Genomic DNA, 12,486 nt, shown 5'->3' with positions numbered 1-12,486 from the left:
TCTCAAGCATGAAGTCCAGGGCAACGTCGGCGGGTTCGGTTAAACATTGGCTGGGAGCCTCGGTATTGGCAGTTTCGGGGCTGGCGCTGTTGCCCCTGGGCGTGGCGCAGGCGGCCGAGGCGCAGCAGCAGAGCACGCTGTTCAACTTTGCCCTGGCCGCCAAGCCGCTGCCCCAGGCCTTGAGCGACTTCACCCGGGTGACCGGCATCAGCGTGGTCTACACCGACGAAGCGCCGTACGCCATCAAGGCCCCGGCCATCACCGGGCAGATGAGTGCGGCCCAGGCCATGCAACGCCTGCTGGGTAATTCCGGCTTCACCTTCCGCCAGATCGACGCCCGCACCCTGGCCCTGGAACCGCTGCCCACCGACGGCGCGCTGAACCTCGGCGCCACCACCATCAACGGTGCCGCCCTGGCCTCGGATACCACCAGCTATCAACCGCCGCCTACCAGTTCGGTGATGCGTTCCCACGGCCTGCTGCTGGAAACCCCACAGACTGTCAACGTTGTACCGGCCCAGGTGATGCGCGATCAACAGCCGCGCAACCTCGACGATGCCCTGACCAACATCAGTGGCATCACCCAGGCCAACACCTTGGGCAGCACCCAGGACGCGGTGATGCTGCGGGGTTTTGGTGACAACCGAAACGGTTCGATCATGCAGGACGGTATGCCGCTGGTGCAGGGCCGCGCGCTGAATTCCACCGCCGAGCGCGTCGAAGTGCTCAAGGGCCCGTCGTCGTTGCTGTATGGCATCCAGGATCCGGGCGGCGTGGTCAATATCGTCAGCAAGAAACCCGAGCTGATCCAATCCACCTCGCTGACCGTGCGCGGCTCGACCTTTGGCGACGGCAAGAACGGCAGCGGCGGCAACCTCGACACCACAGGGCCCATCGGTGACAGCGGGTTGGCGTACCGCTTGATCGTCGATCACGAAGACGAAGATTACTGGCGCAACTACGGCACTCACCGCGAGAGCCTGATCGCACCGTCGCTGGCCTGGTACGGCGACAACACCAAGCTGTTGTTTGCCTATGAGCACCGGGAGTTTCTCTCGCCGTTCGACCGGGGCACCGCCATCGACCCCAAGACCAACCACCCGCTCAACATCCCGTCGACTCGCCGCCTGGACGAGCCCTTCAACAACATGGAAGGCCGCTCCGACCTGTACCGCTTCGAGGCCGACCACGATTTGAATGACGACTGGAAAGCCCACTTCGGCTACAGCTGGAACCGCGAGACCTACGACGCCAGCCAGGTGCGTGTGGTCAAGGTCAACGCCAATGGCACCCTGACCCGCAGCATGGACGGCACCCAGGGCGCACTGACCACCGACCGCTTCGCCACCGCCAGCCTTGAAGGCAAGGTCAACGTCGCGGGCATGCAGCACGACCTGACCTTCGGCCTGGATGACGAATACCGCAAGATCTACCGGGCCGACCTGATCCGCCAGGCGCCCCGTGGCACGTTCAACTACAACGACCCGGTCTATGGCAATGAAGTGGCGGGCACCACCGTCAGCGCGCCGGACAGCAACCAGATGGACCTGCTGCGCAGCGACTCGCTTTTCCTGCAGGATGCGATCCACCTCACCGACCAGTGGATCCTGGTGGGTGGCGCGCGTTATCAGATGTACGACCAATACGCCGGCAAGGGTGTCCCGTTCACCGCCAACACCGACGGCAATGGCCAGAAGTGGGTGCCACGCGCGGGCCTGGTGTACCGCTACACTGACGAGCTGTCGTTCTATGGCAGCTACACCGAGTCGTTCAAGCCCAACTCCACCATCGCACCGCTGGCGAACAAAAGTGTGCTGGATGGCAGCCTTGAGCCGGAGCAGTCGAAGTCCTGGGAGTTGGGGACCAAGCTCGATATACCGGGGCGCATCACCGCCAGCGCCGCCCTGTTCAACATCGAAAAACGCAACGTGCTGGTGCAGGTCGGCGATGGCCTGACCTCGGTCTACAGCGTCGCCGGCAAAGTGCGCTCCCGAGGCCTGGAACTGGATGCCAGCGGCCAACTGACGGATAAGTGGAGCGTGATCGGCAGCTATGCCTACACCGATGCCGAAGTCACCGAAGACCCCGAATACAAAGGTAATCGCCTGCAAAACGTGGCGAAGAACACCGGCTCGCTGTCGGCGGTGTATGACTTCGGCAGCATCCTTGGCGGTGACCAACTGCGGGTGGGCGCCGGTGCACGTTATGTGGGGGAGCGAGCGGGTAATGCCGCCAACGATTTCGACCTGCCGAGCTACACCGTGGCCGATGCGTTCGCCACCTATGACACTAAAATCGAGGGGCAGAAGGTCAAGTTCCAGCTCAACGTGAAGAACCTGTTTGACCGTACCTATTACACCTCGGCCGTGAACACGCAGTTTGTCTCCATCGGCGACGCCCGTCAGGTGTCCGTCTCCAGCACCCTGGAGTTCTGATGAAACACTGGTTACTGGCAGCACTGTTGATCAGCGGCGCAGCATCGGCTGATGACTCGACCTACCATCGCGAACACCGGGTGACATTGCCCGGCTCTGGCCACAGTTGGGGCTTTGTCGGGCTGGACCCGACCCGGCCGTATCTGTTCCTGGCTCGCCGGGAAAACGGCCTGAGCGTGTTTGATGTGAAACAGCAGCGCCTGGTCGAGACGGTGGCGCAGTCCGAAGGCGCCAACGGCGTGGTGTTCGTGCCTGAGGTAGACCGGGTTTTCGTGCTCAACACCGACGGCAGTCTGAGTGTGGTGGAGTTATCCACACTCACATTCCTGAAGCGCATCCCGGTGGCGCAAAGCAACCTCAACAGCGCGGTGTACGAGCCATCGACGGGCAAGGTGATTATTGTCAGCGGGCGTCGGGCGGATCGTTCGACGCTGTTTGAATTCGACCCGAAACAGGAACGAATCACCGGCGCCCATGAACTGGCGGTGAAGAAAATCGACCCGCTGCTGATCAAGGGCGACGGCAGCTTCTTCCTGCCGATGCGCGATGAAGGCAAGGTCGCCCGCTATTCGGCGAGCACCTTTGCGTTGCTCGACACCTGGCAGTTTGCCGATTGCCCCAAGCCCAGCGCATTGGCCCAGGACGTGGCGCGCCAGCGACTGTTTGTGGCGTGTCGCGGTGAAGTGCCGGTGTTGATCGTTGCCGACCGGAAAACCGGTGAAGTCAAGGCGAAGCTGCCGATCACCCGCGACGTCAACGCCCTGGCCTACGACGAGCAGCACCGGCGCTTGCTGATCCCCAGTGGCGTCGATGCCAACCTGACGCTGGTGGATCAAACGGATGCCGACCACTACGCCGTACGCGCCAGCGTCAGCACCTTGCCGATGGCCTACAACATGGCGTTCGACCCGGCGAGCCAGCGGGTATTCCTGCCGGCCATGGACTTTACCCAGCCGGCGCCGAGCAAGGCCGAGCCCAAGCCGGACCCGCTGTTTCATGCCAATACGTTTTCCGTCACGACCTACGGGCCTTGATTGACCGGGAGGAATTCCACAAGCTGCGCACTCTCGAAATTCAAGGACTACCAGGTTTATGCGGTTGGGACGATGGACACACGCCGGCGGGCTGCTGCTGGGCTTGAGCTTGTTGCTGGGCGGTTGCGCCACGGCGCCGAAAACTTCCACCAGTGCCAGCCTCGTCCAGTTGCTGGCCGACCCGGCACTGCACGGCGCCAGCGTATCGCTGATGGTGCGTGATGCCCGCAGCGGCAACACGCTCTACCAGCACAACCCACGCACACGGCTGAGCCCGGCTTCGAGCCTCAAGCTGTTGACCACTGCGGCGGCGATGGATGTGCTGGGGCCGCAGTATCGGTTTTCCACGCAACTGTTGAGCGACGGCATCCGCCAGGGCGCGGTGCTTGACGGCAACCTCTACCTGCGCGGCCTGGGCGACCCGACGATCCAGTGGGCGGATTACCAGGCGCTGGCGGCCAACCTGGCGCAGCAGGGCATCCGGCAGGTGCGGGGCGACCTGGTGTTCGACGACACGTTCTTCGACGCCGAGCGCCTGGGCACCGACTGGTCCCAGGACGATGAAAGCACCTACTACGGCGCGCAGATTTCGGCGCTGACGGTGTCGCCCAATGACGACTTTGATGCGGGCTCCCTGCTGGTCACGGCCAGGGCGCCGGTCGTGGCAGGGCGCCCGGTGACGGTGGAGATCAGCCCGGCTACCGATTACGTGCAGCTCAGCAACCGTGCGGTCAGCGGCGCAGGCAACAGCTATGGAATCAATCGCCAGCACGGCACCAACCTGTTGCGCCTCAGTGGCGCGTTGGCGCCGGGCAGGCAGAGCCCGCAACTGGTCAGTGTGTGGGAGCCGACGCAACTGGTGGCCAACCTGTTTGAACAGGCCTTGGCGCAGCAGGGGATTGTCGTGCAGGGGCGTCGGATGATCGGGGGTGTGACGCCGACCACGGCGACGGTGCTCGCGCTGCATGAGTCGGCGCCGTTGCAGGAACTGATCACGCCGTTGCTCAAGCTTTCCAATAACAACATGTCTGAAGCCTTGCTCAAGAGCATGGGGCGCAAGACCGTGAATGCCGGTACGGCGCCTGCCGGTGTGGCGGCGGTGGCCGGGTTCCTGAAGCGTCAGGGGATTGATACGGCGACGTTGAACCAGGTGGACGGTTCAGGGTTGTCCAGGCGTAACCTGGTGTCGTCGCAGAACCTCACGGATGTGCTGCTGGCCGCCAGCAAACAGCCCTGGTTCAACGCCTGGTACAACGCGTTGCCGGTTGCCGGTAATCCGCAGCGACTGGTGGGCGGCAGCCTGCGTTACCGCCTGCGGAGCACCGCTGCGGAAAACAACCTGCACGGCAAGACCGGCTCCATGAGTGGCGTGTCGTCGTTGACTGGGTATGTCACCGATGCCAATGGGCGCAAGCTGGTGTTTTCGATGGTGACCAACAATTACGTGGTCGCAGGCGCGCGGGTTAAGGCGCTGGAAAACCGCCTGGCCACGGCACTGGCCAACAGCACGGACTATTGAGCACCGAAGATCAAAGGTGGGAGCGGGCTTGCTCGCGAATGCGCTGGTTCAGTCAGTACATGTGTTGACTGTCACACCGCTTTCGCGAGCAAGCCCGCTCCCACATTGGACCTGTGCTGTCAGGCAGATTGCATTTCAAGGCAGGAACGCCTGCCGGTATTCACCAGGGGTGGCGCCCATCGCCTGGCGGAACCGGTTGGTAAAGTGGCTCGCGCTGGAAAATCCGCACGCCAGGGCAATCTCGCCCAGCGGCAACGACCCACCCCGCAACAACTCCCGGGCGCGGGCCAGGCGCCGCGCCAGCAGATATTGATGGGGCGGCAGTCCAAAACTCTCGCGAAACATCCGCGCAAAGTGGTACTCCGACAACGCACACAAGCCTGCCAACTGCCCCAGGCTGATCGGCTCCGCCAGTTGCTGGTCGATGTGCTCCACCAGTTGCCGGCGCTGGTGGGCGGCCAGCCCGCCTTTCAAACGCAAACCCTCGCGCATCCCCACCTGGCTGAGCAAGGTATGGCTGAGCATCTCATGGGCCAGGCTGCTGGTCAGCAGGCGTTCGCCGGGCTCTTTCCAGTTCAGGCTGATCAACTGGTGAAAACGCCGGGCCTGCCGCGCATCGTCGAGGAAGGTGCTCTCGCGCAGTTGCAACTCGCGGGGTTCGCGGTCCAGCAAGGTGACGCAGCCCAGGGCGAATTGCTCGGGGCTGAAATACACGTGGGCCAGGCGGATTTCGCCGTTGATCACCCAGGCCGACTGATGCTCGGCCGGCAGGATGCACAGCTTGTCCGGGCCGCCCTTGGTGCCGGGCTGGTCGCGGCGAAAGGTGCCGGTGCCGCCGCCGATGTAGCAGGACAAGGTGTGGTGCTCGGGGGCTTCGTAATCCTGGGCGTCGTGATGGTTGCTCCACAAGGCTGCAGACAAGCCGTCACCGAGCTCGGCGCACAGCTCGAGGCGAGCGTTGGGCGAACGGTTGAGGGATTGAAAGACTTGCAGGGTTTCCAGTGGCGGCATATTCGTACTCTCTGACGGCTTGCATCCTACTCCCAGCGGCGGCGGCTGTGATCCCGGCAGCCGACAAAAGCGCAAGAATGTGCAAGAGACCTGGTGCCGCCAGGGGCGAAACTGTGGCTCAACCCTCGGAGCCCGCCATGAACCTTTTCCTGTATTTACTCACCGTATTGATCTGGGGCACCACCTGGATTGCCCTCAAGTGGCAACTGGGCGTGGTGGCGATTCCGGTGTCCATCGTCTATCGCTTTGGCCTCGCGGCGCTGGTGCTGTTCGTGATGCTGCTGCTCAGCCGCAAGCTGCAGGTGGTGAACCGGCGCGGGCATCTGATCTGCCTGGCCCAGGGCCTGTGCCTGTTTTGCGTCAACTTCATGTGCTTCCTGACCGCCAGCCAGTGGATTCCCAGCGGCCTGGTGGCGGTGGTGTTCTCGACGGCCACCTTGTGGAACGCGCTGAACGCCCGGGTGTTCTTCGGGCAGAAGGTCGCACGCAATGTGTTGATGGGCGGCGGCCTTGGCTTGCTGGGCCTGGGGCTGTTGTTCTGGCCGGAACTGGTGGGGCACACCGCCAGCCCGCAAACCTTGCTCGGCCTGGGTTTGGCATTGCTCGGCACCATGTGTTTCTCGGCGGGCAATATGCTGTCGAGCCTGCAGCAGAAGGCGGGCCTCAAGCCACTGACCACCAATGCCTGGGGCATGGCCTATGGTGCGTCGATGCTGGCGATGTACTGCGCGGTGCAGGGCATTCCGTTCGACATGGAATGGAACAGCCGGTACATCGGTTCGCTGCTGTACCTGGTGATCCCGGGTTCGGTGATTGGCTTTACCGCCTACCTGACCCTGGTCGGGCGCATGGGGCCGGAGCGGGCGGCGTATTGCACCGTGCTGTTCCCGGTGGTGGCGTTGAACGTCTCGGCGTTTGCCGAGGGCTATCAGTGGACGGCGCCGGCGTTGGCGGGGTTGGTGCTGGTGATGCTGGGGAATGTGTTGGTGTTTCGCAAGCCCAAGGCTGGCGCGCCGATCAATCCAATCTACAAGGCGAAGCAGGTTTAGTGTGGGGGGCTCGACAGCTCCCACATTTGATCTCCTTTACCTGAGAATCACCGTTCATTACTTCAGGCCCAGGCGCTTGGCCATTCGTCCCAGGTTGGCCCGGTCCAGGCCCAGCTCACGGGCGGCACTGGCCCAGTTGTGCTGGTGGCGTTCCAGGCAGGCGCTGATGACCTGGCGCTGGTAGTTCTCGGTGGCCAGGCGCAGGTCGCCGGTGACGTCCGGCACGGGGTCGGGCTGCGCTTCGAGCGGTGGCGCGGTGGCGTTCGGCAAGTCCAGATCCGCCGCGCTGAGGCTGAGAATCTTCGGGCGCTCCCGGCAGTTACCCAGGGCTTTCAAGGCGCTGCGGCCGATCAAGTGTTCCAGTTCGCGCACATTCCCCGGCCAGGTATAAGCCAGCAGTGCCGCCTGGGCATCGCTGGTCAGGCGCAGGCTGCCCAGTCCCATGCGTGAGCGGTTCTGTTCAAGGAAAAAGCCCGCCAGCAACAGCACATCGCGACCGCGCTCACGCAGCGCCGGCACTTGCAACGGGTACACACTCAAACGGTGATAAAAGTCGGCACGATAGCGGCCGCTGCGTACTTCTTCGGCCAGGTCCCGGTTGGTAGCGGCGATCAGGCGCACATCCACCTGGTGCTCCTTGTCAGACCCCAGGCGCTGCAACTGGCCACTTTGCAGCACCCGCAGCAGCTTGGCCTGCACGGTGAGGGACAACTCGCCCACTTCATCAAGAAACAGCGTGCCGCCATTCGCCAGCTCGAACTTGCCCCGGCGTTCGTTGAGCGCGCCGGTAAACGCCCCGCGCACGTGGCCGAACAGTTCGCTTTCCACCAGGGTTTCCGGCAGGGCGGCGCAGTTGAGGCTGATCAGCGGTTTCTCGGCGCGGTTTGATGCAGCATGGATCGCCTGGGCCACCAGCTCCTTGCCCACGCCGGTCTCGCCGGTGATCAATACCGTCAGGTCACTGCCACCCACCAGGTTGATTTCTTCCACCAGGCGTTTGTGGCTCTTGCTCTGGCCGATCATTTCCTTGTGCTGCTGGCCGCTGGCCTGGCGGTAGATTTCGGCACGCTGGTGTTCGTCTTCGGCACGCAGGGCCAGGCGTTCAATGCGTTCAGCGACATTGACGGTGGCGGCGGCGAGGCTGGCGAAGGCTTGCAGGGCGTCCAGTTCCACCCGTTCGAAGCGCTCGGTATCCAGGGCGTCGAGGGTCAGCAGGCCCCAGGGCCGGTCGTCGACAAACAGCGGGCAGCCCATGCAGTCGTGGACTTCCAGATGCCCGTGCAGGCCATCCACCAGGCCGTCATAGGGGTCGGGCAGTTCGCTGTCGCTGTCAAAGCGGGTAGGGCCGGGGCTGCTGAGCAGCACGGCGAAACGCGGATGTTCGCTGACCTTGAAGCGCCGGCCGAGGGTGTCGGTACTCAAGCCATCCACCGCCAGCGGCACCAGCCATTCGCCGTCGAGGCGCAGCAGGGCGGCCGCGTCGCAGGGTAGCAGGGCGCGCATGGCCTGGAGCAGGCGCCGGTAACGCTCGCCTTCGGGCAACTCGCGGGACAGGTCGGCGACCAGGGGCAGCAGGGTGGTGAGCAGCGGCTTCGCAGTCATAATGACTCCTTGTGGTCATAGTGACTATATAACGTAGGAAGTCATACTGACTACATTAATATTAAGCATTTGATTTATAAGGATTTATTAGTTGGCATGAATACTGAGTAGTAAAGGGTATTCAGTAAGAAGACTCAGGAGTCTGCCATGCTTAGTGCCCAAGACCGTGCCATCGTCAAATCCACCGTGCCCCTGCTGGAAAGTGGCGGCGAAGCCCTGATCACCCATTTCTACCGGATGATGCTGTCCGAATACCCAGAAGTACGTCCGCTGTTCAACCAGGCCCACCAGGCCAGCGGCGACCAGCCCCGGGCCTTGGCCAACGGCGTGCTGATGTACGCCCGGCATATCGACCAACTCGACCAGTTGGGCGATCTGGTGGCAAAGATCATCAACAAGCACGTGGCCCTGCAGATCCTGCCGGAGCATTACCCGATTGTCGGTACCTGCCTGCTGCGGGCAATTTCCGAAGTGCTGGGCAGCGAAATCGCCACCCCTGAAGTGATGAGTGCCTGGGGCGCCGCCTATGGCCAATTGGCCGACATCCTGATCGGTGCCGAGGCGGCTATCTATAAAGAGAAGGAACAAGCACCGGGCGGCTGGCGTGGCGCGCGGCCGTTCACCTTGGTCAAGCGTGTGGAGGAGAGCGCGGAAATTATCTCGTTTTACTTCGCGCCTGTGGATAACGGCCCGATCCTGGCCGCCGAGCCTGGGCAGTACATCGGCATGAAGCTGGTGATGGAGGGCGAGGAAGTGCGCCGCAACTATTCCCTGTCGGCGCGTGGCGATTCGGGCCAGTACCGCATCAGCGTCAAGCGCGAAGCCGGTGGGCGGGTGTCGAACTACCTGCATGACCAGTTCCATGTGGGTGCGACCATCGATCTGTTCCCGCCTTCGGGGGAGTTCACCCTGGCGGCCAGCGACAAGCCATTGGTGCTGATCAGCGGCGGCGTGGGCATCACGCCAACATTGCCGATGCTCGAAGCGGCGCTGGCCACCGAGCGTCCGATTCACTTTATCCACTGCGCGCGTAATGGCGGCGTGCATGCGTTCCGCGAATGGGTGGATGGCCTGGCCGCGCAGCATCCGCAACTCAAGCGCTTCTATTGCTACGCCGAGGATGATGGCGTGAGCCCGGCGGCGGACAAGGTCGGGATGCTGAGCCAGGAGCAACTGGCGGCGTGGTTGCCCCAGAAGCGCGATGTGGATGCGTACTTCCTGGGGCCTAAAGGCTTCATGGCGGCGATCAAGCGTCACTTGAAGGCCCTGGGTGTGCCGGAAGCGCAGAGCCGGTATGAGTTCTTTGGGCCGGCGTCGGCTCTGGAATAACTTACTCGGTCAAAAATGTGGGAGCGGCGGTGCGACGATTCGACTTGCTCGCGAAGGCGGTGTATCAGGCACACATTCAGTGACTGACACTCCGCTTTCGCGAGCAAGCCCGCTCCCACATTTTGATCTCCATTTTCCCTGATTAATCTCCTGTTAATGCCTCCTGTTTAAACCTCCACACGCCAACTGCTCAACTTTCACCGTCCGCGTGTAAACTTGCGGCCATTGGCACAACCATCATTGGCTAAAGGGAAACGGGGATGATCGACGAATTGCGTTTGGGCAGGGAGCGACGCTTTCTGGTACTGCTGGGCATCATCTGCCTGGCGCTGATCGGCGGGGCGCTGTACATGCAGGTGGTGCTGGGCGAGGCCCCTTGCCCGCTGTGCATCCTGCAACGTTATGCCTTGCTGCTGATCGCGATCTTCGCCTTCATCGGTGCCGCCATGCGCACCACCCGCAGTGTCACGGTGTTTGAAGCACTGGTGACCCTCAGCGCCCTGGGGGGCGTCGCCGCTGCCGGCTATCACGTGTACATCCAGTTCTTTCCGAAGGTCAGCTGCGGCATCGACGTGCTGCAACCGATTGTCGATGGCTTGCCGCTGGCCTCGGTGTTTCCCCTGGGGTTCCAGGTCGACGGCTTCTGTGAGACGCCGTACCCGCCCGTGCTCGGCCTGTCCCTGGCCCAGTGGGCGCTGGTGGCCTTTGTGCTGACGGTGATCCTGGTGCCACTGGGCATTTACCGTAATCGCCAGGGCAAAGCCTAAGCGGTTACAACTCAACGCCCCGGCCTTCCTCTAAAGAAGGCTGGGGCGTTTTTGTTTGTAGGCATTTGTGAAGAGGCCGTGACGCGGGGCAAGTTTGGGTGTGCGCAGCGTGCGACATGTTGTCACACGGAAGCTGTCGCAGGACGTTTCTGACGCTCGTAAACGCGCCATAAATTTGCATGAAGTGGCGTTTTATGGCTGTCAGTTCGTCGTCTGGCCGACGCCGCGAGTGGCGTGCGGTCGGCGACATTGCCCGATGTCCGAATGCCTTGTTTTTAGGGGACTTGGATCCGTTTTCGATGCCCTTACAGGCTGTAAGGGATGTGGCAGATTGCCCAATAACACGGCATTTTTTGTGGTTTTTGTCGAGAATCAAACGCGATACGATCGCGGACCTTTGCAATAATGGTGAAGGATTATTGCTGGAAACGATAAAAATTATTTCTGGATAAGACATGGTTTATACATCGCTAGCTAACTACAATCGCCCGCACTGAATGTCCGGTGCTGCTCACCCCTGAGCAAACTAGGGCGGTCGAGAAGCGGATGTAACGTTTCATGCGACCCCAGGTGCCGGCAGCCTTTCAACTATCCGCACCAAATGGAATTGGTCTGTAACAAGGCCTTTGACCAACGAATTCGAATAAGAACTCACCGCTAGCCCGGGACGTGTCGATTCGCGCAAGGTGCGACGGGCAGGCCCTTATTCAATCGAAGAGAAATGCCAACCCTTGGCAGGGTGAAGTGTTGGCGATCAAAACCCAACTGCATTGCGCAAGCTGCTTTAGAGGTCGTGAGATGAGTAAAAACAGGTACCCCCGATTACTAGGCTTTTTGCCGCTGCTTGGCATGATGTTAATGCTGGGAGGCTGCAAGTGGACCTTGCTCGACCCTAAAGGTCAGGTCGGTCTGGATCAACGCAACCTGATCATCACCGCCACCCTGCTGATGCTGTTGGTCGTGGTGCCCGTGATCATCATGACGTTCGCGTTCGCCTGGAAATACCGCGCGTCGAACACCAGCGCCACCTACGCGCCGAAGTGGTCGCACTCCACCAAGATTGAAATCGCGGTGTGGCTGGTGCCGATCCTCATCATCATCGCCCTGGGTTACATCACCTATAAGTCGACCCATGAGCTGGACCCGTACCGTCCGCTGGACTCCGACGTCAAGCCGATCAACATCGAAGTGGTCGCGCTGGACTGGAAGTGGCTGTTCATCTACCCGGACCTGGGTATCGCCACTGTGAACCAGATCCGGTTCCCGGAGAACACCCCGCTTAATTTCCGGATCACCTCCGACGCCGTGATGAACTCGTTCTTCATCCCTGCACTGGGTGGCCAGATCTACGCGATGGCAGGCATGCAGACCCGTCTGCACCTGATCGCGAACGAGAAAGCTGAAATGGAAGGCATCTCCGCCAACTACAGCGGTGCTGGCTTCACCGGCATGAAATTCAAAGCGATCTCGACGAGCCAGGAAGATTTCAACGCCTGGGTAGCCGAAGTCAAGGCCGCACCTAAACAGCTTGATCAAGCTGAATACGACGCCCTTGCCAAACCAAGCCAGAACAACCCAGTCGCCCTGTACTCCACGTACGAGCCGGACCTGTTTCAGAAAATCGTCGACAAGTACGAAGGTATGAAGCCAGGCAAGCCGATCGAGCACGAGAAGAAAGAAGTGGCCGCGGTTGAAGGTTCTGACACGGGCTCGCATTCAACTGCTGGGGCAGAGGAGTAA

The 12,486-nt window shown here is 61.7% G+C and carries 9 protein-coding genes; 7 read left to right on the top strand and 2 right to left on the bottom strand.

Features of this window, described 5'->3' with window-relative positions; translation table 11 throughout:
- Positions 1-8: 8 nt before the first annotated feature.
- The 3 genes from HX805_RS10470 to dacB are packed head-to-tail and all read left to right on the top strand — an operon-like array spanning position 9 to position 4,988.
- Positions 9-2,435 (top strand): TonB-dependent receptor, encoded by a 2,427-nt coding sequence (locus HX805_RS10470; protein WP_177116859.1) that lies wholly within the window; start codon positions 9-11, stop codon positions 2,433-2,435.
- A complete protein-coding gene (locus tag HX805_RS10465; protein ID WP_177116858.1) occupies positions 2,435-3,469 on the top strand; it encodes a YncE family protein in 1,035 nt (344 codons plus the stop codon). Before HX805_RS10470 ends, HX805_RS10465 begins: the two co-directional genes overlap by 1 nt.
- Before the next feature lie 58 nt (positions 3,470-3,527).
- Positions 3,528-4,988: a D-alanyl-D-alanine carboxypeptidase/D-alanyl-D-alanine-endopeptidase gene (gene dacB / locus HX805_RS10460; protein ID WP_177116857.1), complete on the top strand. Its 1,461-nt coding sequence runs from the start codon at positions 3,528-3,530 to the stop codon at positions 4,986-4,988.
- 135 nt (positions 4,989-5,123) lie between these two features.
- Here dacB and HX805_RS10455 read toward each other — a convergent pair whose 3' ends face one another.
- A complete protein-coding gene (locus tag HX805_RS10455) occupies positions 5,124-5,999 on the bottom strand; it encodes a helix-turn-helix domain-containing protein (protein ID WP_134327290.1) in 876 nt (291 codons plus the stop codon).
- Between the two features lie 137 nt (positions 6,000-6,136).
- On the opposite strand from HX805_RS10455, the gene HX805_RS10450 reads away from it, so the two are divergent.
- Entirely contained in the window at positions 6,137-7,048 is a 912-nt protein-coding gene (locus HX805_RS10450; protein ID WP_177116856.1) for a DMT family transporter, read from the top strand.
- 57 nt (positions 7,049-7,105) lie between these two features.
- Here the strand turns inward: HX805_RS10450 and norR are convergent, their stop codons facing one another.
- On the bottom strand, positions 7,106-8,650 hold the full coding sequence (gene norR / locus HX805_RS10445; RefSeq protein ID WP_087692812.1) for a nitric oxide reductase transcriptional regulator NorR: 1,545 nt from the start codon (positions 8,648-8,650) through the stop codon (positions 7,106-7,108).
- Between the two features lie 147 nt (positions 8,651-8,797).
- Between norR and hmpA the strand changes: the two genes are divergently transcribed.
- The 3 genes from hmpA to cyoA all read left to right on the top strand — a co-directional run bounded on the left by hmpA (position 8,798) and on the right by cyoA (position 12,486).
- Positions 8,798-9,979, top strand: a complete 1,182-nt coding sequence (gene hmpA, locus HX805_RS10440; RefSeq protein WP_177116855.1) for an NO-inducible flavohemoprotein — start codon at positions 8,798-8,800, stop codon at positions 9,977-9,979.
- A 260-nt stretch (positions 9,980-10,239) separates the two neighbouring features.
- Entirely contained in the window at positions 10,240-10,746 is a 507-nt protein-coding gene (locus tag HX805_RS10435) for a disulfide bond formation protein B (protein WP_008435621.1), read from the top strand.
- A 798-nt stretch (positions 10,747-11,544) separates the two neighbouring features.
- Positions 11,545-12,486 carry a ubiquinol oxidase subunit II gene (gene cyoA / locus HX805_RS10430; protein ID WP_008435619.1) on the top strand — a complete coding sequence of 314 codons (942 nt, stop codon included), beginning with the start codon at positions 11,545-11,547 and terminating at the stop codon, positions 12,484-12,486.

Source organism: Pseudomonas sp. G5001 (genome assembly GCF_013385475.1).
Classification (GTDB): domain Bacteria; phylum Pseudomonadota; class Gammaproteobacteria; order Pseudomonadales; family Pseudomonadaceae; genus Aquipseudomonas.
The sequence above is the reverse complement of the archived record's forward strand: the minus strand, read 5'-3'. Positions and strand labels throughout refer to the sequence as shown.